The following is a 23918-nucleotide window of genomic DNA, read 5'->3' as shown; positions in this document are numbered from 1 at the left end:
GTCGACGATGGGCATGAAGAAGTCGGTGGTGGCGATCAGGGCCTGCTCGTCGTTCAGTTTGTAGACGGCGGCGTCGTCGGCCGTTTCGATGCCGACCATCAGCTCCTTCGGTACCGGGAAGCCGTTGGTGTTTTTCAGGATCTCGGACAGCACGCCGGGCGCGATCTTGCAGCCGCAGCCGCCGCCGTGGGAGAAGGAGGTGAGTTTGATTGGTTCAGTGCTCATGATGGGGCCTATTTGTTCGTATGGAGCAGATTATCCACCAAGTTGAGCAGGGCTGCCTGCTCGGCCTCGGGGGTGAAGAGGGCGGCGCGGGCGGCGCACTGGGCTTGCAGCGCCGCATACCAGGCCGGGTCGTTGATGCTGCGCTCGGCCAGGGCCGCCAGCGCGGCGGCGTCGCCGGGCGGGAAGTAGCCAAGGTAATCGTCGCCCAGCATGCCGCGGTTGCCGCTGATATCGCTGGCCAGCACCGGCACGCCGCTGGTCACCGCCTCGATGATGACGTTGGCGCCGCCTTCCATGCGCGAGCAGATCGCCATGGCGTGCGCGTGCTTCAGGCGCTGGCGCGTTTCCGCGTGGGGCAGGGCGCCCAGCCACTGGTAGCGGCCCGGCGCGCTGGCGGCGGTCGCGCTCGCGGCTTCGCCGAGGGCCGGGTCCAGGGCGCCACCGATGTGCAGCAGGCGCGCGCCCGGCGCGCCCAGGTGCGCGGCGGCGGCCATGAAGGTGCGCGGGTCCTTTTCCTCGCGCAGGTGGCCGACCATCACAATGTCGCGGTGGCGCGGGGCTGCGCTGCGGGCGGCCGGCTGCAAGGCTGGCGCGGACTGGAAAATGACATGCGCCTTGGCGCGCAGGTGCGGCGCCAGTTCGGCCAGGCCGGCCGGCTGCAGCAGCACCAGCGCCGTGGCGCGTTCCAAAGATGCTTGCGCGTCGGCGTCGCTGCGGATGTCGCGGTACAGGTCGGTGCCGGTCAGCACCAGCAGCGTCGGGCGCTCGGGGTGGGCGGCGCAGAAGCGCGCCAGCGGCGCGGCCGAACGGCGCGCGTGCAGCGCGACCAGCAGCGCGGGCGCTGGGCCCGGCGCGGGCCAGTCGGAAGCGATGGCGACGTGGAAGCGCGTGCGCAGGAATTGCGCCCAGCGGCGCGCGGTTTGCCAATTGCCGTTGTTGGCTTGTGCCAGCGCCGGGCTGACGATGCAGATTGTCTGCTTGCTCACTGGTGTTATTTACGCAAATATCGCTACAATCGACCCATGAACGCCATCCATGCCTCGTTCCGGACAGCCCGAACCCAGCAACTTGCCGACGCCTTGCAGGCTGCGCGCAATTATACGCTGAGCCTTTTTGATTGCTTTGCCGCGGCAGGAATGGATGCGGCGACACGCGTGCCGCAGCTGCGCATCGTCAATCCACCGCTGTGGGAGCTGGGCCATACCGCCTGGTTCGCCGAATGGTTCATCCTGCGCGAAGCCGTCTCCAGCCATCCTGCGGACGCGCTCTATGCCTCCCTGCTGCGCAAGGGCGACGACTGGTTCGACTCGAACATGGTGCCGCACCGCAGCCGCTGGAGCCTGGACCTGCCCAGCACCGGCGGCGTGAAAACCTACTGCCACGAAGTGCTGGACCGCGTCCTGGACAAGCTGTCGCGCGAGCCCAACACCGACGAGGCGCTATACCCCTACCGGCTGGCGCTGGCGCACGAGGACATGCACGGCGAAGCCTTCCTGTACACGCTGCAGACCCTGGGCCTGCAGGCGCCCGCCCACCTGACGCACGACGAACGCGCCGCCGGCGCGCCGGGTGACATCGCCTTCCCCGGCGGTACGCTGCAACTGGGCAGCCCGGAAGGGGCGGGCGGGTTCGTGTTCGACAACGAGAAGTACGCCCATCCCTGCTACGTCGCCCCGTTCCGCATGGATGCGACGCTGGTGAGCAACGCCCAGTATGCCGATTTCGTGGAAGACGGCGGCTACGAACGGCGCGAGTACTGGAGCAATGCCGGCGCCGACTGGCTGCTGCGCCAGGAACGCTCGGCGCCGCGCTACTGGCAGCGCGACAACGGGCAATGGCGCACCATGCGCTTCGGCCGGCTCAGCACCTTGTCCGCGCACGAACCGGTGCGCCACGTCAGCCTGTACGAAGCGCAAGCCTACTGCGCCTGGGCCGGCCGGCGCCTGCCGACCGAGATGGAATGGGAATATGCCGCCCTGCACGGCCACCCGGCCTTCCGCTGGGGCCAGTTGTGGGAATGGACCGCATCGCCGTTCGAACCGTACCCCGGCTTCAGCGCCGACCGCTACCGCGAGTACTCCGCACCCTGGTTCAGCACCCACCAGGTGCTGCGCGGCGCCTCCTTCGCCACCCCCTCGCGGCTCGGCTCCGCCAAGTTCCGCAACTTCTACCTGCCCGAACGCGACGACATCTTCAACGGCTTCCGCACCTGCGCCTTCGAGTGAAAAAATGGGGACGTACCCCATTTATCGGGCAACAAAAAAGCCGCCCGAGGGGGCGGCTTTTCTTTCCCAATAAATGGGGTACGTCCCCATTTTTTTGCAGGCTTACTTCTTCAGGTGGTCATCCAGCCAGTTGATCACGGTTTTGTGCCACATGATCGAGTTGGCGGGCTTGAGGACCCAGTGGTTCTCGTCCGGGAATACCAGCAGCTGGGACTTGATGCCCTGGCGCTGCAGCGCGGCGAAGGTGCCCAGGGCCTGGGTGGTCGGGACGCGGAAGTCCAGGTCGCCCTGGATCACCAGCATCGGGGTCTTCCACTTGGCGACGTGGTGCACCGGGTTGTGCTTCTCGTAGTTCTGCGGGTTGGCGTAGTAGGTGCCGCCGTTTTCCCATTCGGTGAACCACAGTTCCTCGGTGGCGTAGGCCATGCCGCGCTGGTCGAAGATGCCGTCGTGGTTGACGATGCACTTGAAGCCGTCGCTCCAGTTACCGGCGATCCAGTTCATCATGAAGCCGCCATACGATGCGCCCAGGGCGCAGGCCTTGTTCCCGTCCAGGAAGTCGTACTTGGCCACGGCTGCCGCCATGCCTTTCTGCAGGTCTTCCAGCGGTTTGCCGCCCCAGTCGCCGCTGATCGAGTCGGTGAAGGCCTGGCCGTAGCCGGTGGAGCCGTGGAAGTCGATGAACACGGCTGCGTAGCCTGCGCCGGCATACACCTGCGGGTTCCAGCGGTAGCTCCAGCTGTTGCCGAAGCTGCCTTGCGGGCCGCCGTGTACCAGGAAGGCGATCGGGTATTTCTTGCCCGGTTCGTAGTTCCATGGCTTCATCACGTGGCCGTACACGGTTTCGCCGTTGGCGCCCTTATACGAGAACTGCTCGAAGTCGGCCATCTTCACGTCTTTCAGGCGTTCGGCATTGGCCCAGGTCAGCTGGCTGCCTTTCTGCTCGGCGCCTTCGGTCTTGAACTTGACCAGTTGCGCACCGCTGGAGAGGGAGGCGTGGGCGACCACCACGGTGTCCTTCTTCACGTCGAAGTCACCGGCATAACCTTTGCCGCTCAGCGCAGTCACTTTGCCGGAGGCGACGTCCAGCGAGAACAGGCGGTGGTTGCCGATATCGTCGGCATTGGCCAGCAGGGCTTTGCCATCGTCGCGCCATTTATAGTCGGCGATGGAGCGGTCCCATTCCTGGGCCAGCACGCGCTTCTTGCCGGTGGCGACGTCCATCAGCACCATGTGGAAGCGGTCAGCTTCAAAGCCGGGGCGCTTCATCATCAGGTAGGCCAGGGTCTTGCCGTCCGGGGAGAAGGATGGCTTGGCGTCCCAGGCCGGGTTCTCGCCGGTCAGGTTGTGCGGGGCCGTGCCGCCGGCGGCTGCCACTTCATACAGGTCGAAGTTGGTGGACCAGGATTCGGTCTTGCCGGCGACGCGCGCGGCAAACACGATCTTCTGGCCGTCGGGGCTGAACTGGTAGTCGTCGGCGCCGCCGAACGGCTTGGAGTGGACGTCGGCGTCCAGCGCGCCGCTCAGGCTGACCGCAGCGCCGGCCTTGCCGGCAGCGTCGATCGGGGCCGAGTACAGCACGTTGCGGCGGCCGTCTTTCCAGGTGTCCCAGTGGCGTACGAACATTTCGTTGTACAGCATGCCGGTGGCTTTGTTCTTGGCCTTGTCGTCCAGGCGCTTCTTGGTGCAAGCCAGGTCGGCGCAGTCGCGGAACACTTCGAAGGACATGGCCAGGCGGTCGCCCTTCGGCGACAGGCGGAAGCTCTCCACGCCCACCGGGTAGTCGGTCACGCGCACCGCTTCGCCGCCGTTCAGCGGCAGGCGCCAGACCTGGGCCGAGCCGGAGCGGCCGCTCACGAAGTAGACGGCGTCGCCGGAGGCGGACCATTGCGGCTGGCTGCTGCTGGCATCGTGCTGGGTCAGCTGGACGGGCGTGGGCTTGGCGGCCTTCAGGTCGATCATCCACAGCTGGGTAATGCCGCGGTTCTTTTCCATATTGGTGGCGCGCACGGTGTACACCACGCGGCTAGCATCGGGCGACAGCGCTGGGCTGCCGACGCGGTCCATGCTGGCCAGGTCTTCGATGGTCAGGCCGCGCGGGGCGGCAACGGCACTGGTGGCGGCTGCAATGGCAGCGCCCAGTACCAGCAGGCGTAAGGTCATTCGGGATCTCCGGTCTGTTATCAAATCTGCCAGCTTGGTCGCTGGCAAACGGGCATGATACTGTAATATTTCGCGCATGGAGATCAATGCAAAGAAAATTGCGGTCTGGGGCCTGACCGGCGCTACCGCCGCGCTATGCGCCGGCGCTGTGCTGCTGACGCAGACCTGGTATTCGAAGCCGCTCAAGCTGGAATGGTTTTACATGCGCGCCTTCGCGTCGTCGGCGCTGAAAAGCCCGGAGATGATGTCCAAGCTGCGCGTGCTGCCGGGCTGGCTCGATTTCCATAGCACCCGCCTGGACGACGAGTCGCCGCAACGCCAGCAGGAAATCCTGCAGGACATGCGCGACAACCTGGCCATGCTGGACCGATACGACCGCAATGCGCTGGGGCGCGAAGCGCAGCTGTCCTACGACACCTTGCACTACTACCTGTCCAACAAGATCGAAGGCGGGCGCTTTTACCTGCACGATTTCCCGGTCAACCAGATGCACGGCCTGCAAAGCGCGCTGCCGGAGTTCATGGCCGACGTGCACCAGGTCACCACGCGCGGCGAAGCGGAAGACTATATCGCGCGCCTCGAGAAGTTCCCGCGCAAATTCGAGCAGCTGCTGGAACTGCTGCGCGCGCAGGATGCGGCCGGCATCCAGCCGCCGCAATTCCTGGTCGAGAAGGTGCTGCTGCAGATGCACGGTTTTGCCGGCCGGCCGGCGCGCGAGAACATGCTGTACACCAGCTTCAAGGCCAAGCTGGACGCGATCCCGCTGGCGGACATGAGTGAACGGGTGCGCGCCGAACTGCTGCAGGGCGTGGCTGACGCCATCCAGAAAAGCGTCTACCCGGCCTACGCGGAGCTGATCCGCCATTTCGTTGAACTGCAAGGGCGCGTCAGCCGCAACGATGGCGCCTGGTCGCTGCCGAACGGCGACGAGTACTACGCCTGGTGCGTGCGCCACCATACCTCGACCAACCTGACGCCGCAGCGCGTGCATGAACTGGGCCTGGCCGATGTGGAGCGCGTCAGCGGCATCATGGACCGCCTGCTGCGCCAGCAAGGGCTGGAGCAGGGCACGGTGGGCGAGCGCATGCAAGGCCTGCTGCGCGACCCGCGCTATCGCTTCCCCGATACGGAAGAAGGCCGCAAAGCCATGCTGGCCGAGTACCGCGCCATCATGAAGGAAGCCGAGCAGAAGCTGTCCAGCGCCTTCCCTGAGCATCCCAAGGCGGCGATCGAAGTGCGCCCCGCGCCCGCGCAGTCGGCGGCCACCGCGCCCACGGCCTATTACATTCCGGGGGCGCTGGACGGCACCCGTCCCGGCGTGTTCTACGCGAACATGCGCTCGATGGAAGATATCCCGCGCTTTGGCATGCGCAGCACCGTGTTCCATGAAGTGATGCCGGGCCACCATTTCCAGGTGTCGCTGGCGCAGGAAATGAAGGGCGTGCCATTCTTCCGCCGCATCATTTCGTTCTCCGCCTACCAGGAGGGCTGGGCCTTGTACGGCGAGCGCCTGGCGTCGGAAATGGGGCTGACGCCGGAACCGCTGGACCAGTTGGGCCGCCTGCGCGACGAGATGATGCGCGCCGTGCGGCTGGTGGTCGACACCGGCCTGCATTACAAGCGCTGGTCGCGCGAGGACGCCATCGACTATATGGTGGAGCACACCGGCATGGCGCCCAAGGAAGCCACGGCCGAAGTGGAGCGCTACATCGTTTCGCCCGGCCAGGCGCTGGCCTACAAGGTTGGCATGCTGACCATCCTCGGCCTGCGCGAGCACGCCCGCAATGAGCTGGGGGATAAATTCGACCTGAAGGAATTCCACCGCGAGATCCTGGGCCACGGCGCCTTGCCGATGACGGTGCTGGAACGTGTGGTGGAAGATTGGATCGCGGCGCGCCGGGGGCATTGACAAGCTTTACTTAAATGCTAATATATCGGACATCGATATACCGATGGCCGATATATGAACAAGCTTGTCTGGAAATTCAAATGGTTCTGGGATGACGCCGACCACACATGCGAGCGCTGGCTGGAGCAGCAGGCGCGCGCCGGGTTGCACCTGAAGCGCGTGCATGCCTTGCGCATGCTGTTTGTTTTCGAGCGCGGCGAACCGGCCGAGGTGACATACCGCATTGATTTCCGCCTGACCCGCACCGATGCCCATTACCTGCAGCTGTTCGAGGACGCCGGCTGGCAGCGCGTCGACGAGCAGTTGGGCTGGCAATTCTGGCGGGCGCCGGCCGGCATGGCACGTACGACCGAAATCTTCACCGACGCCGAGTCGATGGGCCGCAAGTACAAATACCTGATTGTCTTGTTCGTCGTGCCGCTGCTGCTGCAGTTGCCTTACACGGTGAAGCACCTGGCCAGCGGCCGGCCCGGCCTGATTGCGATGGTGGTGGGCCTGCATGCGCTGTGCTTTTATTGCGTGGCGCGGCTGGTCAAGCGCCTGCGAAGTCTGCGTAGTCCCGGGGCCTGAGCGCCCACAAACTATTCTTACCCGAGGAGTTAACTGATGAAATTGCGAGTTTCATGGTCGGCGCTCGTCCTGACGCTGGCTGCATTGCTGGCGCTGGATGCCAAGGCGGCGGCCCAGCCGGGCCGCGGCTGCCACCTGCGCGGCAGCGAGGAATCGCTGCGCTGCCACGATATCAATGTGCCGCTCGACCCGCAGCGCAAGGACGCCGGGCAGCTCAAACTGCACGTGGCCGTGGCGCCGGCTTTCCGCCCGGTCCCGAACAGCGATCCGGTGTTCGTGCTGGCCGGCGGTCCGGGCGAGGCCGGCTCCGACGTGGTGGCCTTGCTGGAGTCGACCTTCAAACGCATGCGCGCCACACGCGACATCGTCTTCATCGACCAGCGCGGCACCGGCCTGTCCGGCAAGCTGCGCTGCGACGATCCGCAGCTGGAGGAAGCGGCGACCGACAGCCAGATGAACGAGGCGATCGGCAAGTGCCTGGCGGCGATCAAGCAGCCGCTTGGCCTGTACAACACGGCCAATGCCGCCGCCGACATCGAACAGGTGCGGCTGGCGCTGGGCTACGGCAAGGTGAACATCTTCGGCGGCTCGTACGGCACCCGCCTGGGCCAGCATTATGCGCGCAGCTATCCGGCCAGCGTGCGCACCCTGATCCTGGACGGCGTGGCCGCGCCGGAGCAGGTGATCCCGGCCGCCGCGCAGGATGCGCAGCAGGCGCTGGAGGGCATCTTCAAGCGCTGCGCCGAGGACAAGGCTTGCGCCAAGGCTTACCCGCAGCTGGCCAAGGAGTTCGATACCTTGCTGGCGCGCGTCAACGCCGGGGCGGTGAAGCTGGACTTCGCCCACCCGCGCAATATGAAGCGCCTGCAGCTGCCGCTGACCAACCTGCGCTTCGTGTCCGTGATCCATTCCACGCTGTACTCGCCGCAGGACAGCCAGCGCCTGCCGTACATCATCCACAACGCCTACGAAGGCAACTGGGGCCCGTTCCTGGCGCGCGCCTATGTCACCACCGACTACTCGCCGGAAGGCATGATCGCCATGCCGCTGCACCTGGCGGTGGTGTGCAGTGAAGATATCCCGCGCCTGAGCGAAGAAGCGCGTGCCGCCGATGAACGCGGTTCCTTCCTGCGCGGCCACGCCGGCCGTATTGCCGGCCTGTGCCCGCTGGTGAAAGTGCCTGCCGCGCCAGCGCAGGCAGTGACGCCGATTGCGGCGCCGGCGCTGCTCCTGTCCGGCGCGCAGGACCCGGTGACGCCGCCGCGCCGCGCCGAAAGCGCCGCCAAGGCCATGACCAGGGCCAAGCACATCGTCGTCGACAACGCCGGCCATGGCGTGTCGCGCCTGGGCTGTGTGCCGCGCCTGATGCGCGAGTTCCTCGATAAACCGGAAGCAAACCTGGACAGCAGCTGCCTGCGCGAAATCGCGCCTGTCCCATTCCAGCTTGGCCACGCCGGCGCCAAACCCTGAAAGGATGCAAGCATGATCCACGTAGAGAACGTACACAAGAATTTCGGCGACTTTCCCGCGCTGGCAGGCGTCAGCTTCACCGTGGCGGACGGCCGCGCCACCGCGCTGCTCGGCCCCAACGGCGCCGGCAAGACCACGCTGATGCGGACCCTGGTCGGCCTGCTCAAGCGCGACAGCGGCGCGGTCAGCATCGACGGCGTCGATCCGGACCGGGACCCGATGGGCGCGCGCCGCAGCATCGGCCTGCTGACCGACCAGTTCGGGCTGTACGAGCGGCTGACCACGCGCGAATACCTGGAGTACTTCGGCCAGATCAACCGCATGGACAAGCAGGCCATCAAGCGCCGCATCGAGGAGGTGAGCGAGCTGCTCGGCCTGGGCGAATTCATGGACCGCAACTGCAAAGGCTTCTCGCAGGGCCAGCGCATCAAGGTGGCCCTGGCGCGCACGCTGCTGCACCGCCCGCGCAACCTGCTGCTGGACGAACCGACCCGCGGCCTGGACGTGATGAGCACGCGCGCCTTGCGGCGCGCCCTGGTCAAGCTGCGCGAGGAGGGCTGCTGCATCATCCTGGCCACCCACGTGATGCAGGAAGTCACCCACTTATGCGACGACGTGATCGTCATCGCCAACGGCCGCACGGTGGCGCAAGGCACGCCGCTGCAGCTTTGTGAACAAACTGGAATCGCCAACCTGGAAGACGCCTTCGTCCACCTGGTCGGCACGGAAGAGGGGATCGCAGCATGATGCCGCAATTTTTAGTCGTAATGAAAAAAGAGCTGGTCGAGGCGCTGCGCGACAAGCGCACCCTGAACATGCTGCTGATGTTCGTGTTCCTGTACCCGGCCATGGTCGGCTTCATGCTGCACATGCAGATCAAGCGCGGCACCAGCACCGAGAAGGTCGGCATCGACATGGTGGTGGTAGGCGCGGCCCAGGCGCCGAACCTGGTCAACTACCTGACCCAGAAAAACGTCAACGTCAGCGCCAGGGACGCCATGAGCGAGGCCGATATCGCCAAGCTGCTGAGCGAGAAGAAGTTTGCCGCCGTGCTGAAGCTGGGCGACAAGTTCGGCGAGTACTACGAAGACCTGCGCCCGGCGCCGGTCGAGCTGTGGTTCGACTCCTCGGTGGAGAAGGCGTCGCAGCGGCGCGAGCTGGAAACCATGCTGCGCGAATACGGCAACAGCATCGCCGGCGCGCGCCTGCTGGCGCACGGCGTGTCGCCGGCCACACTGAGCCCGCTGGCGCTGCAGCGCTACGACACGGCGGATAGCACCACCCGCTCCAACACGCGCATTGGCATGTTCCTCGGCATGTTCTTCGTCCCGGTCTGCATTTTCGGCCTGGCGGCGGCCATCGACAGCACCGCTGGCGAACGCGAACGCCGCTCCCTGGAAGTACTGATTTCGCAGCCGATGCGGGCGTTCGACCTGGTGGCGGGCAAATGGCTGGCAGCGTCCGCGCTGGCGGCGGTCGGTCTGGCGCTTGAGCTGGGCGTGGCGCATGCGGTGCTGAAATACCTGCCGCTGGAAGAAATCGGCCTGTCGTGGCGCGTGGATGTGCCGATGCTGCTGCTGGTGATTGCGACAGCGATTCCGCTGTGCCTGATGATTGGCGCCATGCAGGTGGCGATGGCGATGAACTCCCGCACCTTCAAGGAAGCGCAGGCGACGGCTGGCATCGTGACGTTTATCCCGATGCTGCCGGTGTTTATCGTACCGGCGCTGGACCTGACGACCAAGGACTGGATGTACGCCGTGCCGCTGCTGGGCAACCAGACCATGTTCCAGGCCATGGCCACCGGCCAGTCGCTGGGCCTGATGCCCTACCTGCTGGCCTGCGCCTTGCCGCTGGCGCTGGCGTTCGCGGCGGTCGCTTTCGCAACCCGCCGCATGTCGAGCGAGAAGTACGTGCTGGGCGTGTAATGTTGCAGAAAAAATGGGGACGTACCCCATTTTTTCGCGCAGCGAAAAATGGGGTACGTCCCCATTTTTTTTCGCCTTTTACAGCAGGTGCTTGCCGAGCGCTTCCAGGCGCTCGAAGTAGGCTGTCATGTCCAGCTCTTTACGGGCGACGCCGCTGCGCATGGCGGCCTGGGCGATTTTCGGGGTGACGGTCGGCAGCAGGCGGTCGTCCAGCAGGCCGGGCACCACGTAGTCTTTGCCGAAACGCACATCGCTACGCGCCAGGCCGGCCAGGGCGGTCACGCAGGCGCGCTTCATTTCCTGGTTGATGGTGGTGGCGCCGGTGTCCAGCGCGGCGCGGAACAGGTAAGGGAAGCACAGCGCGTTGTTGATCTGGTTCGGGTAGTCGGAGCGGCCGGTGGCGATGATCGCGTCCGGTGCCACTTCACGTACCAGTTCCGGGCGCAGCTCCGGCTCAGGGTTGGCCAGGGTGAAGACGATCGGCTGCTTGGTCATGCGCTGCACGTCGGCTTGCGACAGCACGCCAGGACCGGATACGCCCAGGAAGACGTCGGCGCCTTCCATCACGTCGGACAGGGTGGTGGCGCTGGTGTCCTGTGCCCAGTCGGCTTTCTCGCCGGTCAGGCCGCGCGCTTTGGTCAGCACGCCTTTGGAGTCGCAGACGAAGATGTTCTCGCGGCGTGCGCCGATATCCACCAGCAGTTCCAGGCAGGCGATGGCCGCTGCGCCGGCGCCGGAGCAGACGATCTTCACGTTGGCGATATCGCGGCCGGTCATTTCCACCGCGTTCAGCATGCCGGCGCCGACCACGATGGCGGTGCCGTGCTGGTCGTCGTGGAATACCGGGATCGACAGGCGTTCACGCAGCTTGCGCTCGATGTAGAAGCATTCCGGCGCCTTGATGTCTTCCAGGTTGATGCCGCCGAAAGTAGGGTGCATGGCGGCGATGATGTCGACCAGCTTGTCCGGATCGGTCTCGTCCAGTTCGATATCGAAGGAATCGATGCCGGCGAACTTCTTGAACAGGATGGATTTGCCTTCCATGACCGGCTTGCCGGCCAGCGCGCCGATATTGCCCAGGCCGAGGACGGCGCTGCCATTGGTGATGACGGCAACCAGGTTGCCCTTGGCGGTGTATTCGTAGGCCAGTGCCGGGTCGCGCGCGATTTCCATGCAAGGCGCTGCTACGCCTGGCGAGTAGGCCAGGGCCAGGTCGTCCTGGCTGGCCACGCTTTTGGTCACGGCAATGGATACTTTGCCGGGGCTGCCGGCCTTGTGGTATTCCAGTGCCTTTTGTTCAAGACTGCTCATACTACTTCTCCTTTTGTTCTGCGAAAAACGCCCGCTACAGGCCTGGCGGCCGGTGCGGGCGTATGCTGCTGGGCGCTACGCGGGCGCCCGGCTTGATGTTTGATTATGGGTACAGGCCACGAACTTCGCGGGCAGCCAGCACGCGGGTGCATGCCAGGATGAAGGTTGCGGTGCGCAGCGAAACCTTCTTCTCTTGCGCCACTTCCCACACGGAGTTGAACGCGTCCTGCATGATGCGGGTCAGGCGTGCATTGATTTCTTCCTCGCTCCAGAAGAAGGAGGAGAAGTCCTGCACCCACTCGAAGTAGGATACGGTCACGCCGCCGGCGTTACACAGCACGTCCGGAACGATCAGGATGTCTTTTTCGTTCAGGATGTCATCCGCTTCCGGGGTGGTCGGGCCGTTGGCGCCTTCCAGGATGATCTTGGTGCGGATCTGGCCTGCGTTCTTGGCGGTGATCTGCTGTTCCAGTGCTGCCGGAACCAGGATGTCGGACTCGATGCCCCAGAAGGAATCGCGGTCCTGGGTTGCTTCCGCACCGGCGAAGCCAGCGACGCCGCCGGTTTCCGCTACGTGCTTGTGCAGTGCTGCCACGTCCAGGCCGCCCTGGTGCACCACGGTGCCGGTGTGATCCTGCACGGCGATGATCTTGGAGCCAGCTTCCGCGAACATGTTGGCAGCGATGCCGCCCACGTTGCCGAAGCCCTGGATGGCGATGCGTGCGCCCTGGATGGCGACGCCGCGCTTGGCAGCTGCTTCGCGGCCGGTCACGAACACGCCGCGGCCGGTTGCTTCGCGACGGCCCAGCGAGCCGCCCATCGAGATTGGCTTGCCGGTGACCACGCCGGTCGACAGGTTACCTTCGATCATGGCGTAGGAGTCCATCATCCATGCCATCACCTGCTCGTTGGTGTTGACGTCCGGTGCCGGGATGTCCTTGGTTGGGCCGATGATCAGGCTGATCTCGCTGGTGTAGCGGCGGGTCAGGCGCTGCAGTTCACCTTTGGACAGGGTCTTAGGGTCGACACGGATACCGCCTTTGGCGCCACCGTATGGCACGTTGACGGCGGCGTTTTTCACCGTCATCCATGCCGAAAGGGCCATCACTTCGGACAGGGTCACGTCCTGGTGGAAGCGTACGCCACCCTTGCCTGGGCCGCGCGACATATTGTGCTGCACGCGGTAGCCCTCGTAGTGGGCGATGGTACCGTCATCACGCTCGATCGGCACGTCGACAACCAGGATGCGCTTTGGACGCTTCAGGGTTTCCACCCAGCGGGACAGGCTGCCCAGGTGTGGGGTGACGCGGTCGATTTGTTTCAGGTACTGGCCCCATGGACCGAGATCGTCGGCGTTGAGGTAGGAAGGCAAGGCGTGGTTGGTCATTGTGTGACTCGCTGAGTTGTTCGGTAACGCGGCGAATCTTATTCCTGTGCAATTGCCGAGGCCAATGCCGAGTGCGCATCCGGTTATGCAAAATTTGCATAACCTTGGATTTGGTAGTGGAACTACAACCCCGCAACCCCGGGTCTGACCCAAGGGTCAGACCCATCCTCTGCACGATGCGCTGACAGGGTCGGACCCTTGGGTCTGACCCTGGTTTACCGGGTTCAGCGGTCCGAAGCCGGCAAGCGCCGCTTGGCCGAAGCCGGTTTCTGCCGCTCGGCCAGGTGCTCCCACAGGCGCCCCACGATCGCCTTCCCCGGCCGTGCTGCGCTGGGCCGCTCGCGGTACAGGCGGATCTCCATCTCAATCCCCCACTCAGCGCGCCCCTCATCGGCCGGCGCCAGCAGCTTCTGCTTCACCTCCCGCGTCACCGCCGATTCAGGCAGGAAGGCGATCCCGCGCCCCTCCAGCGCCATCATCTTCAACCCTTCCGCCATATCGGTTTCGTAGTGCGTCTCAAGATGCAAAGACTGCTTCGCATCCGACATCACCAGGTCAACCATGCGCCCCAGGTAGGCATTGGTGGTGTAGGACAGGAAGGGCAGCGGCGCCGCCTTCCGCCCTGGCAGCACGAACTCCGGCTGTTTCGCCTTGTCGCAGCGCGAGTAGGCGCGCAAGGCTTCGCGCCCCAGCACCAGCATGTCGTAGCGCCCCGGATCGAGCTGCACCGGCTGGCGCGGATGGTGATAGCAAAGCAGCAAATCGCAGCCGCCCTCCACCAGCTGCAGCACCGCATCGTGCACGTTCAGCGCCATCAGGCGCGAATTGATCGGCGCGAATTCCTCCTCCAGCTGCGTGATCCATTTCGGGATAAAGGTCAGCGACAGGGTATGCGGCACCGCCAGGTCGATGCTGTTCTGCGCCGCCGCCCGCTTGCCGCGCAACAGCTCGCGCACGCCGTTGATCTGGCTAAGCATTTCCAGCGCCTGTTCGTAGAACACCAGCCCGGCCGGCGTCACCCGCGTTGGATAGGAGGTGCGGTCGATCAGGTCCATGCCCAGCCAGTTTTCCAGGGACTGGATGCGGCGCGAGAAGGCCGGCTGCGTCACGTGGCGCAGCTGCGCGGAGCGGCTGAAACTGTTCGTTTCCACCAGCGAGATAAAGTCCTCAAGCCATTTGGTTTCCATGGTCGTAATCCTAGGCGCTAACGATGCGGCGCATCGGTGTGAACAACAATGCCAGCGTAGCGCAAAGCACCAGCACCACGCCACCCCCGGCAAACATCTGCGGCAGCGTCACGTGCAGCATGATCCAGCCGGTGGCGGCGGAGGACAGCGGCGCCAGGCCAAACAGGATGAACATGAAGATGCTCATGGTGCGGCCCATCATCTGCGGCTGCACGCGCTTCTGCAGCCAGGTGAAGATGGCCACCTGCACCAGCCCTACCAGCGCGCCCAGCGCGAGCAGCAGCATCCCGCCTTGCCAGGCTGCCGTGATCAGTCCCAGCGGGATGATCAGCAGGCCGGCTGCGGCGTCCACGCCCAGTGCCAGCAAACCGATGCGCACCGGCTTGCCGGCATTGCGCCTGGCGGTGATGCCGGAGAAGGCCATCCCGGCCAGCATGCCTGCGCCGTGCGCGGCCATCAGCATGCCGAAGGCGGAACCGTCGTGCAGGCGTTCTTTGGCCAATACTGGCAAGGCCACCTGCATGGTGCCGCCGATCAGTACCGACACCAGGCCCCAGTAGGCGAAGCAGGTGCGCATTTCCACGTCGCGCCAGACGGCCAGCAGTCCTTCGCCGACGGCGCGGAATACGTTCTGCACCGCCGCTTGCGGAGCACCGGGCAGCGGCACCACCTTGGACAGGGTCCATGCGGAGACCACGAAAGTCAGGCTGTCGAACGCGAATGCCAGGCCGAGCGCGAACATGCCGTTTTGCCCATCGCCGGCGCGGTCGCCGATGGCCAGCAGCAGCGCCGCCAGCAGCGGACCGGCCAGCATGCCGACCTGGCGCACGCCCATGATGGCGCCGTTGACGGCTTGCAGCAGTTCGGCCGGGATGGCGCGCGGCATGATCGACGATCCGGAGGGATAGGCGAAAGCCTGCGCCAGGCCGATGCCGAGCGACAGCGCGTACACCAGCGGCAGCGTGGCGGCGCCAGCCAGCGTCAGCACCGCCAGGGCGCCCACCAGCAAGGCGCTGGCGTGCTTGGTCAGCATGAAGACGCGCTGCGGCGAGTAGCGGTCGACCAGCGCGCCGCCGACCAGGATGAAGATGGCGCGCGGTGCGCCCAGCAGTGCCAGCACCAGGCCAAGCGAGAGCGGGTCGCCGGTCAGCTTCAGCACCAGCCAGGGCAGGGCGATCAGGGTGAACTGGTCGCCCAGCATGGACAGGATGCCGCCCGTGAGCAGCCAGCGGAAATTGGCATTGGTTTTCAGGCTTGGTGTCATTGTTTGTGTCCGGTCAGGTTGGCCAGCACCGCGTTCAGCGGCGCCAGTTCGTCGTCGCTGGAGTGGCGCATCAGGTCGGCCGCATATTCGGCGGCGGTGTGCTGGGCGTTGTCCAGCAGCGCGTGGCCGGCGGCCGTGATGACGGCGTAACCGACGCGCGCATCGCGTTCGTCGGCCTGGCGCGCTACCCAGCCGGTCTTTTCCAGCGGCAGCAGGGTACGGGTGACGCCGGAGGCGGTCAGGCCCAGGCGCTCGGCCAGGTCGACGCGCCGCAGCCGTCCGCCGGGCGCGTTGGCCAGGCTTTGCAGCAGCATGAAGTCGCCGAAACTCAGTCCGTGGTGGCCGCCCAGCACTGTATCCAGGCGGCGGATGATGGTGGCGTGGGCCCGTGCCAGGCGCAGGCAAAACTCGAGTGCGTTATCCATGATCATTCATTGAAAAGTACTTGAGTGGTCAAGTATATCGAAACTTCTTTCCGCGCGCCATAAAAACATGGAATCGGTGTCAGCGGTAAGCTAGTGGTCATGAACCAGCGTCGATCTTTCCTCAAGAGTTCCGTCGCCGTGGCCTCGGCCCTGGCGTTGCCGTCCATGGCGCGCGCCGCCGTCGCCGCACCGCACGAGCGCAGCCTGCGCTTTTACAACACGCATACCGGCGAGACTTTACGCACCATGTTCTGGGCCGACGGGCAGTTCATTCCGGAGGCGCTGCAGGACATCAACCGCCTGCTGCGCGACCACCGCAACGACAAGGTGGCGCCGATCGATCCCGAGCTGCTGCTCCTGCTCGACCGCGTCAGCGCGCAGTTCAGCAACCATGAGGTGATCCATGTGATTTCGGGATACCGCTCGCCGGAGACCAACCGCAAGCTGGCCGAGGCCAGCGGCGGCGTGGCGAAGCACAGCATGCACCTGGAAGGGAAGGCGATTGACGTGCGCCTGCCGGGGCGCGAACTGGAGCGGCTGCACAAGGCGGCGCTGGCGCTCAAAGGCGGCGGCGTCGGCTACTACCCGGGCTCACAGTTCGTACATATGGACACGGGGCGCGTGCGTCACTGGTGACCGAGCAGAGGGTAAGGGTTGACGGGCTTGCCCTGCCACCAGTTCTTTTCCGGCCCCAGTTCAAACATGGCGAAGTGCAGGTGCGGCGCGGCGGGATCGGCGTTGCCGCTGGCGCCGACATAGCCGATCAGGTCCCCGCGTTTCACCTGCTGGCCTTCTTTCAACGTGGCCGCGTAATGGTCCAGGTGGGCGTAGTAGTACGCGTACTTTTCACCCGGGTCGAACTGGTAGATGGTCAGGCCGCCTGGCTTGCTGGTGTACAGCTTGGCGATCCGCCCATCGGCCACGGCGAACACCGGCGTGCCATGCGGTGCCGGGATGTCGAGCGCTTCGTGCATGCGCTCATTGCCGCGCGGCTGGCTGTAGGTGTCGCGCAGTTGCGCCGATTTGACGCCGGCCACGGGGATCAGCAGGGACGCGCCGCTGCCGCTGGCGACCAGGCCGCCGGTGCCGCTGCTGTCCGTCGTGCGCATGCCGGCAAGGGAGTCGCCGGATGCCTTGCCTGCGCCGGGCACGCGCGGAGTGTCGTCGTCCGTCACCGGAGCGGGGGATGCGCTTGCCGCTGGTGCGGCGGGCGGTGCTGGAGGGGGAGTCGGCGTTGGGGCCGGAGCCGCTGCTGGAGCCGCGCCGGCCACTGTTGCCGCCTGCTGGTGCGCGGGTGTGACGACCGTCGCCGTTTCCCGTTTCTCGAGCGGCACCCTGCTAAGAAGCAGCAAGGTGCCCGCAGAGCCAAGCACAATGCCGACGATCAGGGTGCCGAAAGTTCCAATGGACCGCATGGCAGCCTCCTTCATTCCTGCAGCACGACCGGGGTCCCCGGCCCCACCGCATCGGCAACGCGCGCAGCGTCCCAGTTGGTGAGCCGGATGCAGCCGTGCGACTGCGTTTTGCCGATCTGCCCCGGTTCCGGTGTGCCGTGGATGCCGTAGTGGTCGATCGATAAATCGATCCACACCACGCCGACCGGGTTGTTCGGCCCGGGCGGGATGGTGGCCTTGCTGTCGCCAGGCCGCGCATCCCAGAACAGTTTCGGGTTGTAGTGGAAGGGCGGATTGCGCGCCACGCCGTTCACCTTCCATTGCCCGACCGGCAGCGGATCGTGCTCGCTGCCGGTGGTGGAAGGCATCTGCGCAATCACCCGGCCGCCGCCATCGAGCAGGGACAGGGTGCGCTCGCTGCGGTCCACCACGATGCTCGCCGCTTTTGGCAGCGCACGCGCGGCGTCGACATTTGGCACCACAAGCTGCGTGCCCGCCTGGTCGATCGCCTTGCCGCGATTCAGCTTGCGCAGCAAGGCCGGGCTGGCGTGGAAGCGTTCCGCCAGCGCTTCCGCCACGCTGGCATAGCCGAGCGCCGTCATCTTTGCCTTCTCGCTCATTTCCTCCGGCACGGGCTCGAACGGGCCGGCCAGGTCGGCCTCCGTCACGGTATAGGTGGCCAGTACCGGCTCGCCATCGTCCAGCGCCGCCAGCGTGGCCGCATCCGGCTTACCGGTTTCCGGCAAGCCGCGTGCGCGCTGGAAGCCCAGCAAGGCTTGCCGCAAATTGCTGCCAGCCGCGCCGTCAATCTGGCCGGAAGAGAAATTGGCCCGGTCCAGCAGCACCTGGGCGCGCACGATGGGGGAGGGCGAGTCCGTGGCGGCGTGCGCGCCCGTGCTGGCTAACAGCAGGGCAAACAAGACTGATCTCATGCCCGCAGTGTCGCGCCGAATGGACCGTACTTCTGTTCGGTGACGTACAAAAGAAAAAGGCCGCCGGGATGCCCGGGCGGCCTTGTTCGCAGCAGGGTCAGGCCCTCTGGCCTGATCCTGTTACTCCGCTATCAGCGGTCGCCCCAAGGACGACGCGGCGCATCGGTGCGCGGGCCTTTGAAGCCGCCGGCATCGCGGTCGCGGTTGCGGAAGTTGCTCTCGCCGCGTTCACGGAAGCCGCCTTCCTTGCGGAAGCCGCCTTCGGCAGGACGCTCGGCACGGAAGCCGCCTTCAGGGCGGAAGCCGCCGCTGTCGGCGCGGTTGCGGAAACCGCCTTCGCTGCGCTCACGGAAGCCACCTTCCGAACGCTCGGAACGGAAACCGCCTTCGTTACGGTTGCGGAAGCCGCCTTCCGGACGCTCGCTGCGGAAGCCGCCTTCGGCGCGGTAGCCGCCCTCGCTGCGGTTGCGGAAACCGCCTTCGCTGCGTTCGTTGCGGTAGCCGCCTTCACGGCGCTCGCCGCCGAATGGATTGCCTTCGCTGCGGTAGTGGCCGCCTTCCGAACGCGGGTTCGAGAAGGAGCGCTGGCCTGGCTTGGCGTTACGGCCATCGCCTGGTTTCCAGCCTGGACGGCCGGCAGAACGTGGAGCTGCGGCACGCTTAGGTTCGAAGCCTTCCACCACTTCAACCGGGATCGGCTGGCGGGTCAGGCGCTCGATACGGCGTACCAGCATGTTTTCCGCGTGGTTCACCAGCGAGACGGCGATACCGTTACGGCCAGCACGGCCGGTACGGCCGATACGGTGCACGTAGTCCTCCGGGAACTTCGGCAGGTCGTAGTTGAACACGTGGGTGATGTTCGGCACGTCGATGCCGCGCGCGGCCACGTCGGTCGCGACCAGCACCTTCACGTTACCGCGGCGCAGGCCGTCCAGGGTGCGGTTACGCGCGCCCTGGTGCATATCGCCGTGCAGCGCAGCGGCCGAGAAGCCGGCGATGTTCAGGCGGTCGGCGATGGTGTCGGCGTCACGCTTGGTGGCGGTGAAGACCACTGCCTGGTCCATGGTTTCGTCGCGCAGCAGGTGGTCCAGCAGGCGGTTCTTGTGCGACAGGTCGTCCACGAAGTGTACGCGCTGCACGATGTTCTCGTGCTTGGTGGTCGCGGTGTTGATCTGGATGATCTGCGGCTCTTTGGTGATGCGGCGGGCCATATTGCCCACCACGCCGTCCAGGGTGGCCGAGAACAGCATGGTCTGGCGCGAATCCGGGGTGGCGGCCACGATCTTCTCGATGTCTTCGATGAAGCCCATGTCCAGCATGCGGTCGGCTTCGTCCAGCACCAGGATCTGCAGCTGGGAGAAGTCGATCTTGCCTTGTTCCATATGGTCGATCAGGCGGCCAGGGGTCGCGACCAGGATGTCCGGGTTGCGCGACAGCAGCTGCATCTGTTTCGGGTAAGGCATGCCGCCCAGGATCGACACCGCGCGGATGTGGCGCAGGTTGGCGCAGTACTTGGCGGTGTTGGTGGTGACTTGCAGGGCCAGTTCGCGGGTCGGGGTCAGGACCAGCATTTTCGGGGTGGCAGGGCGGAAGCGCGGACGCTCGCCACGGGCGCGCGCCGACTGTGCTTCCTGGGCTGCGGTCTTGCCGGCGCCAGTGTAAGGCGCGCTGGCCAGGCGGTGCAGCGATGGGAGCATAAAGGCTGCGGTTTTACCGGAGCCGGTTTGCGAGGACACCAACAGGTCCTTACCTGCAATCGCCGCAGGCAGTGCCTGCTCCTGGACCGGGGTTGGCTTGGTGTAGCCGGCTTCGGTCAGGGCGGAGAGGATGGACGCGTGGAGGCCAAGTGCTTCAAAAGTCATGTATATCTTTCGTAAAAAGCGAAAAAAGCAACGCTAACCAGAACGACGAAACGACTCTATGTTGTATAGAAATTTCGGCACAAAAGCTTTGCGCCGGGACGGTGTCATTTGACTACGACACGCAAGGCGGAGGGCTTTTTAGGCGGCACCCAGTTTTTAGGGATGCGGCGGATTAGGTTCGCGAAGCTGCTATTTGTGTTTTTATTACAGCTGCGTTAAGTGTGTTGCAGCGCACAAGGGGTGAATTATACACGGAATCGGCGCTCGGCGGTAGATTTATGCTGGCGTTTGCGGCATAGCAATATTGCTATTGCTCGTCTTCCTGCGCCGGCGTGTCGCGCTGCGCATTCAGCTTGATGCCCCGGCGGGCCAGCGCCTCGCGCAGCAGGAACTCGATTTCCGCGTTCACGCTGCGCAGATCCTGGGCGGCCAGGCGCTGCAATTCCTCCCACAAGACGGGATCGATACGCAGCGGGAAGGCTTTTTTGCCGGGGCTTGCCATGATTGCTTAGTTGTACAGGGTGCCGGTGTTGACGATGGGCTGGGTTTCCTTGTCCGAGCACAGCACCACCAGCAGGTTGCTGACCATGGCGGCCTTGCGTTCCGTGTCCAGCTCCACGATCTCGCGCTCGGCCAGGCTTTGCAAGGCCGCCTCCACCATGCTCACGGCGCCATGCACGATACGGGTGCGGGCGCTGACGATGGCCTCGGCCTGCTGGCGGCGCAGCATGACCTGGGCGATTTCCGGCGCGTAGGCCAGGTGGGTCAGTTTGGCATCGACCGTCTCCACGCCGGCGGCGCGGAAGCGCTCTTGCAGTTCGGCCTTGAGTGCTTGCGACACTTCATCCATGCCGGAGCGCAGCGTCATCTCGCCCTGCGCCAGGTCCTCACCGTCATCGTAGGCATAGCGCGAGGCCAGGTGACGGATAGCCGCCTCCGCCTGCACCGCCACGTAGCGCTCGAAATCATCCACATCGAAGATCGCCTGCGCCGTATCCTGCACGCGCCAGACGATGGCGGCGGAAATCTCGACAGGGTTGCCGCGCTTGTCGTTCACCTTCAAGGTCGGCGCATTCAGGTTGCGCGCGCGCAGCGACAGGCGCTGCTTGCGGTACAGCGGGAAGGCCCAGCGCAGGCCTTCGCTGCGGTCGGTGCCGATGTACTGGCCGAACAGGGTAAGCAGCGCGCTTTCATTCGGCTGCAGCATATACAGCCCCGGCGCCAGGAAGATGGCCAGCAGCAAGCACAGGCCGGCCAGCAGAGGCTGGAAAGCCCGCGCCATCAGGAAGGCCAGGATCGCCAGTATGACCACCACGGTCAGCACCAGATATCCACTGTAAGACGAGAACAGCTTTTCGTTACGGGTCATGATCAATCCCAGTCAGGTTAAATCAAAGTGATATCACTTTAATCTCACCTTGCGGAGTTGTCAAATTAAAAAAATTCGGGGTCAGGTCTGGCACTCGGACAATCTATGCGCTTCGCGCATAGATTGTCCGAGTGCCAGTCCTGACCCCGATGATTAGCTCGATTGGAGTTAAGCTTTATTTTGCTGGATCCAGGTAATGAGCGCGTTGAACAATGGGTAGCGGGAGTTTTGGTCGTTCACGCCGGACCACACAAAGTCCAGTTGAACTTCGCTGACAAACAAGTCCTCTAGCGTTTCTGGGTTGGTCGCTATCAGCTGCATGTATTGCTTGTGATCTTTGTTAATACGTTTGAAATAGACCCACAAGAATGGCTTGTGCGCGCGGTATAGTTTGTTCAGACCGATTTTGTCGTTTAGTGATGGCACTTTTTCCTGAAGGTTGTTGGCGATGACCAATTTCTGAAGGCCGTCGATGTCCAGTACTTCGTCAAAGTAGCCAATCGTTTTCACCTGGTCAATGCTGGCCTGGGTGGCTGACACGAACACCATTGGTTTAAATTGCTTCAGCGAGACTTGCTTGGCTGTGACCACGGTAGCGGTGCCAATAACGCCAACGTCGGTGGTCAGCAAGCCAGTCTTTTGGTCGACCTTTGCGACCTTGCCTTGAGTGCCACAGCCAGCCAGGGTGAGCAGGGCGATGGAAATGGTAAAAATTGTTTTGAAGTTCATAGGGTTTTCAGTGTGGTAGTAAGTTATTGCTTTGTGGATTCTGTTTTGGTTGAAATCTGCTCGCCGCGAGCCCATTGGAGGAAGCCATTCATGACCGGATAGATTGCAGGATCGTCCAGTCCCGACCAGTTGAAGGCGGTTTTTTCAAGGTGCAGCACGGTTTCCCCAGTGACAGGATCCACGGCCCTGATGATGGCTGTATGGTTGTAGCCCCCCACCCATTCCACGACTGGTTCCAGTATCAGGAATGGGCCGATTTGCTGTTGAATCTTGCTGAGGCTAATCAGGTCGGTGGCGCCAGTCACGGTGCTTTGCAATTGGCGTGCGACGATCAAGCGTTCCATATCGGGAATGTCGATGGTTTTATGGAATACGCCACTCTCCTTGACCAGTTTGGTCAAGAACTTGGTGTTTTTATTTTCGACGTCTTCGTTCACCATCAGGTAAGCCATGCTCTTGTAATTGGCTGCAAATGGTTTAACTACTTTGACGTTGCCTGGAGCTAACTGTTCTGTTGCAGGGTAAGTACCGGAGGTTGTGAGTTGACGTATCTGTCCGCTCGAAGAACAACCTGTGAGAAGGGCAATGCTGAGCGCGAGCGTTATGCAGGGGAAGAGATTCATTTTGAATTGAAAGTTGGTTTTCGGCCGGCATTTTGCAACATATCCGTGCCTCAAAAACTCAAACAAAGTCACAAGGCAATAAAAAAAGCCGCCGAAAGGCGGCTTTTTGCCGGTCGAAAACGAGTATTACTCGTAGTCGCTGGAGTTCAGGCCCATGACGTGGGAGAAGCCGCCGTCGACGTACATGATGTCGCCGGTGATGCCGGAGGACAGGTCGGACAGCAGGAACGCGGCGGCGTTGCCTACTTCTTCAATGGTCACGTTGCGGCGCAGCGGGGCGTGGCCGGCGGCGAAGCCGAGCAGCTTGCTGAAGTCTTTGATGCCGGAGGCGGCCAGGGTCTTGATCGGGCCGGCGGAAATGCCGTTGGAGCGGATGCCGTGCTGGCCCAGGTTCTCTGCCAGGTAACGCACGGAGGCTTCCAGCGATGCCTTGGCCAGACCCATGGTGTTGTAGTAAGGGATCGCACGTACCGCGCCCAGGTAGGACAGGGTCAGCACGGAGGAGCCTGGCTTGAGCAGCGGCAGCGCGGCTTTCACCATGGCTGGGAAGCTGTAGGCGGAAATGTCGTGCGCGACGCGGAAGTTTTCGCGGGTCAGGCCGTCTAGGAATTCGCCGGCGATCGCTTCGCGTGGGGCGAAGCCGATGGCGTGTACGAAGCCGTCCAGGCGGTCCCAGCTCTTGGCCAGGTCGGTGAACAGGTTGGCGATCTGCTCGTCGCTGGTGACGTCGCAGTCGAAGACCAGGTTGCTGCCGAATTCGGCGGCGAATTCAGTGATGCGGTCTTTGAAGCGCTCGCCAACGTAGGTGAAAGCCAGTTCGGCGCCTTCGCGGTGGGCTGCCTTAGCAATGCCGTAGGCGATGGAACGGTTGGACAGGACGCCAGTAATCAGGATTTTTTTGCCTTGCAAGAAAGCCATATCTACTCCAATGGGGTTATACCGCAA

22 protein-coding genes and 1 pseudogene are annotated in these 23918 nt (G+C 64.1%); 7 read left to right on the top strand and 16 right to left on the bottom strand.

The window, feature by feature from the left end; all coding sequences use genetic code 11:
- Window positions 1-225 (bottom strand): annotated as a pseudogene (locus tag ACE3TQ_RS19915) (selenide, water dikinase SelD); the annotation flags it as partial.
- Window positions 226-233: 8 nt separating this feature from the next.
- On the bottom strand, window positions 234-1211 hold the full coding sequence (senB, locus tag ACE3TQ_RS19910) for a selenoneine biosynthesis selenosugar synthase SenB (RefSeq protein WP_374584225.1): 978 nt from the start codon (window positions 1209-1211) through the stop codon (window positions 234-236).
- Between the two features lie 36 nt (window positions 1212-1247).
- Here senB and senA point away from each other — a divergent pair, with 36 nt between their 5' ends.
- Window positions 1248-2450: a selenoneine synthase SenA gene (gene senA, locus ACE3TQ_RS19905; protein ID WP_374584223.1), complete on the top strand. Its 1203-nt coding sequence runs from the start codon at window positions 1248-1250 to the stop codon at window positions 2448-2450.
- Window positions 2451-2552: 102 nt separating this feature from the next.
- On the opposite strand, the gene ACE3TQ_RS19900 is transcribed toward senA, so the two are convergent.
- Entirely contained in the window at window positions 2553-4613 is a 2061-nt protein-coding gene (locus ACE3TQ_RS19900; protein WP_374584221.1) for a prolyl oligopeptidase family serine peptidase, read from the bottom strand.
- A gap of 76 nt (window positions 4614-4689) precedes the next feature.
- On the opposite strand from ACE3TQ_RS19900, the gene ACE3TQ_RS19895 reads away from it, so the two are divergent.
- From ACE3TQ_RS19895 to ACE3TQ_RS19875, 5 genes are read left to right on the top strand one after another with little or no spacing between them, the layout of a single operon-like run.
- Complete coding sequence (locus tag ACE3TQ_RS19895) at window positions 4690-6522, top strand: DUF885 family protein (RefSeq protein WP_374584219.1); 1833 nt, start codon at window positions 4690-4692, stop codon at window positions 6520-6522.
- A gap of 54 nt (window positions 6523-6576) precedes the next feature.
- Window positions 6577-7092, top strand: a complete 516-nt coding sequence (locus ACE3TQ_RS19890; protein ID WP_374584217.1) for a DUF2812 domain-containing protein — start codon at window positions 6577-6579, stop codon at window positions 7090-7092.
- A gap of 36 nt (window positions 7093-7128) precedes the next feature.
- Window positions 7129-8562 carry an alpha/beta fold hydrolase gene (locus ACE3TQ_RS19885; RefSeq protein WP_374584215.1) on the top strand — a complete coding sequence of 478 codons (1434 nt, stop codon included), beginning with the start codon at window positions 7129-7131 and terminating at the stop codon, window positions 8560-8562.
- A gap of 12 nt (window positions 8563-8574) precedes the next feature.
- Complete coding sequence (locus ACE3TQ_RS19880) at window positions 8575-9309, top strand: ATP-binding cassette domain-containing protein (protein WP_374584213.1); 735 nt, start codon at window positions 8575-8577, stop codon at window positions 9307-9309.
- A gap of 20 nt (window positions 9310-9329) precedes the next feature.
- Entirely contained in the window at window positions 9330-10490 is a 1161-nt protein-coding gene (locus tag ACE3TQ_RS19875) for an ABC transporter permease (protein WP_374584211.1), read from the top strand.
- A 78-nt stretch (window positions 10491-10568) separates the two neighbouring features.
- On the opposite strand, the gene ACE3TQ_RS19870 is transcribed toward ACE3TQ_RS19875, so the two are convergent.
- From ACE3TQ_RS19870 to ACE3TQ_RS19850, 5 genes are all read right to left on the bottom strand, one after another.
- Window positions 10569-11801, bottom strand: a complete 1233-nt coding sequence (locus ACE3TQ_RS19870) for a malic enzyme-like NAD(P)-binding protein (RefSeq protein ID WP_374584209.1) — start codon at window positions 11799-11801, stop codon at window positions 10569-10571.
- 103 nt (window positions 11802-11904) lie between these two features.
- On the bottom strand, window positions 11905-13188 hold the full coding sequence (locus ACE3TQ_RS19865) for a Glu/Leu/Phe/Val dehydrogenase (RefSeq protein WP_374584207.1): 1284 nt from the start codon (window positions 13186-13188) through the stop codon (window positions 11905-11907).
- Window positions 13189-13412: 224 nt separating this feature from the next.
- Complete coding sequence (locus tag ACE3TQ_RS19860; protein WP_374584205.1) at window positions 13413-14375, bottom strand: LysR family transcriptional regulator; 963 nt, start codon at window positions 14373-14375, stop codon at window positions 13413-13415.
- A 10-nt stretch (window positions 14376-14385) separates the two neighbouring features.
- A complete protein-coding gene (locus ACE3TQ_RS19855; RefSeq protein ID WP_374584203.1) occupies window positions 14386-15639 on the bottom strand; it encodes an MFS transporter in 1254 nt (417 codons plus the stop codon).
- On the bottom strand, window positions 15636-16070 hold the full coding sequence (locus ACE3TQ_RS19850) for a MarR family winged helix-turn-helix transcriptional regulator (protein ID WP_374584201.1): 435 nt from the start codon (window positions 16068-16070) through the stop codon (window positions 15636-15638). The genes ACE3TQ_RS19855 and ACE3TQ_RS19850 overlap by 4 nt, the downstream gene beginning before the upstream one ends.
- Before the next feature lie 93 nt (window positions 16071-16163).
- Here ACE3TQ_RS19850 and ACE3TQ_RS19845 point away from each other — a divergent pair, with 93 nt between their 5' ends.
- The gene (locus ACE3TQ_RS19845; RefSeq protein ID WP_374584199.1) at window positions 16164-16700 is read left to right on the top strand and encodes a DUF882 domain-containing protein; all 537 of its coding nucleotides are present in this window, start codon (window positions 16164-16166) and stop codon (window positions 16698-16700) included.
- Here the strand turns inward: ACE3TQ_RS19845 and ACE3TQ_RS19840 are convergent.
- The 8 genes from ACE3TQ_RS19840 to fabI form a co-directional block, all read right to left on the bottom strand.
- Entirely contained in the window at window positions 16691-17479 is a 789-nt protein-coding gene (locus tag ACE3TQ_RS19840; protein WP_374584197.1) for a M23 family metallopeptidase, read from the bottom strand. The two genes, ACE3TQ_RS19845 and ACE3TQ_RS19840, sit on opposite strands and share 10 nt — an antisense overlap.
- A gap of 11 nt (window positions 17480-17490) precedes the next feature.
- A complete protein-coding gene (locus ACE3TQ_RS19835) occupies window positions 17491-18378 on the bottom strand; it encodes a L,D-transpeptidase family protein (protein WP_374584195.1) in 888 nt (295 codons plus the stop codon).
- A gap of 143 nt (window positions 18379-18521) precedes the next feature.
- Window positions 18522-20252 (bottom strand): DEAD/DEAH box helicase, encoded by a 1731-nt coding sequence (locus ACE3TQ_RS19830; protein WP_374584193.1) that lies wholly within the window; start codon window positions 20250-20252, stop codon window positions 18522-18524.
- A 307-nt stretch (window positions 20253-20559) separates the two neighbouring features.
- Complete coding sequence (locus ACE3TQ_RS19825) at window positions 20560-20754, bottom strand: hypothetical protein (protein ID WP_374584190.1); 195 nt, start codon at window positions 20752-20754, stop codon at window positions 20560-20562.
- A 6-nt stretch (window positions 20755-20760) separates the two neighbouring features.
- Window positions 20761-21621, bottom strand: coding sequence for an SPFH domain-containing protein (locus tag ACE3TQ_RS19820; RefSeq protein ID WP_374584188.1), 861 nt, complete (start codon window positions 21619-21621; stop codon window positions 20761-20763).
- A 168-nt stretch (window positions 21622-21789) separates the two neighbouring features.
- The gene (locus ACE3TQ_RS19815) at window positions 21790-22350 is read right to left on the bottom strand and encodes a hypothetical protein (RefSeq protein ID WP_374584186.1); all 561 of its coding nucleotides are present in this window, start codon (window positions 22348-22350) and stop codon (window positions 21790-21792) included.
- Window positions 22351-22373: 23 nt separating this feature from the next.
- The gene (locus ACE3TQ_RS19810) at window positions 22374-22973 is read right to left on the bottom strand and encodes a hypothetical protein (protein ID WP_374584184.1); all 600 of its coding nucleotides are present in this window, start codon (window positions 22971-22973) and stop codon (window positions 22374-22376) included.
- A 126-nt stretch (window positions 22974-23099) separates the two neighbouring features.
- Complete coding sequence (gene fabI / locus ACE3TQ_RS19805; RefSeq protein ID WP_374584182.1) at window positions 23100-23891, bottom strand: enoyl-ACP reductase FabI; 792 nt, start codon at window positions 23889-23891, stop codon at window positions 23100-23102.
- Window positions 23892-23918: the final 27 nt, after the last annotated feature.

The sequence above is a fragment of the Pseudoduganella sp. genome, assembly GCF_041914865.1.
GTDB lineage: Bacteria > Pseudomonadota > Gammaproteobacteria > Burkholderiales > Burkholderiaceae_D > Rugamonas.
The sequence above is the reverse complement of the archived record's forward strand: the minus strand, read 5'-3'. Positions and strand labels throughout refer to the sequence as shown.

Bases quoted from the DNA above. Each gene is read 5' to 3' on its own strand.
- senA (WP_374584223.1), top strand. From the start codon at position 1,248: ATGAACGCCATCCATGCCTCGTTCCGGACAGCCCGAACCCAGCAACTT.
- ACE3TQ_RS19900 (WP_374584221.1), bottom strand. From the start codon at position 4,613: ATGACCTTACGCCTGCTGGTACTGGGCGCTGCCATTGCAGCCGCCACC.
- ACE3TQ_RS19895 (WP_374584219.1), top strand. From the start codon at position 4,690: ATGGAGATCAATGCAAAGAAAATTGCGGTCTGGGGCCTGACCGGCGCT.
- ACE3TQ_RS19890 (WP_374584217.1), top strand. From the start codon at position 6,577: ATGAACAAGCTTGTCTGGAAATTCAAATGGTTCTGGGATGACGCCGAC.
- ACE3TQ_RS19885 (WP_374584215.1), top strand. From the start codon at position 7,129: ATGAAATTGCGAGTTTCATGGTCGGCGCTCGTCCTGACGCTGGCTGCA.
- ACE3TQ_RS19880 (WP_374584213.1), top strand. From the start codon at position 8,575: ATGATCCACGTAGAGAACGTACACAAGAATTTCGGCGACTTTCCCGCG.
- ACE3TQ_RS19875 (WP_374584211.1), top strand. From the start codon at position 9,330: ATGAAAAAAGAGCTGGTCGAGGCGCTGCGCGACAAGCGCACCCTGAAC.
- ACE3TQ_RS19870 (WP_374584209.1), bottom strand. From the start codon at position 11,801: ATGAGCAGTCTTGAACAAAAGGCACTGGAATACCACAAGGCCGGCAGC.
- ACE3TQ_RS19865 (WP_374584207.1), bottom strand. From the start codon at position 13,188: ATGACCAACCACGCCTTGCCTTCCTACCTCAACGCCGACGATCTCGGT.
- ACE3TQ_RS19860 (WP_374584205.1), bottom strand. From the start codon at position 14,375: ATGGAAACCAAATGGCTTGAGGACTTTATCTCGCTGGTGGAAACGAAC.
- ACE3TQ_RS19855 (WP_374584203.1), bottom strand. From the start codon at position 15,639: ATGACACCAAGCCTGAAAACCAATGCCAATTTCCGCTGGCTGCTCACG.
- ACE3TQ_RS19850 (WP_374584201.1), bottom strand. From the start codon at position 16,070: ATGATCATGGATAACGCACTCGAGTTTTGCCTGCGCCTGGCACGGGCC.
- ACE3TQ_RS19845 (WP_374584199.1), top strand. From the start codon at position 16,164: ATGAACCAGCGTCGATCTTTCCTCAAGAGTTCCGTCGCCGTGGCCTCG.
- ACE3TQ_RS19840 (WP_374584197.1), bottom strand. From the start codon at position 17,479: ATGCGGTCCATTGGAACTTTCGGCACCCTGATCGTCGGCATTGTGCTT.
- ACE3TQ_RS19830 (WP_374584193.1), bottom strand. From the start codon at position 20,252: ATGACTTTTGAAGCACTTGGCCTCCACGCGTCCATCCTCTCCGCCCTG.
- ACE3TQ_RS19825 (WP_374584190.1), bottom strand. From the start codon at position 20,754: ATGGCAAGCCCCGGCAAAAAAGCCTTCCCGCTGCGTATCGATCCCGTC.
- ACE3TQ_RS19820 (WP_374584188.1), bottom strand. From the start codon at position 21,621: ATGACCCGTAACGAAAAGCTGTTCTCGTCTTACAGTGGATATCTGGTG.
- ACE3TQ_RS19815 (WP_374584186.1), bottom strand. From the start codon at position 22,350: ATGAACTTCAAAACAATTTTTACCATTTCCATCGCCCTGCTCACCCTG.
- ACE3TQ_RS19810 (WP_374584184.1), bottom strand. From the start codon at position 22,973: ATGAATCTCTTCCCCTGCATAACGCTCGCGCTCAGCATTGCCCTTCTC.
- fabI (WP_374584182.1), bottom strand. From the start codon at position 23,891: ATGGCTTTCTTGCAAGGCAAAAAAATCCTGATTACTGGCGTCCTGTCC.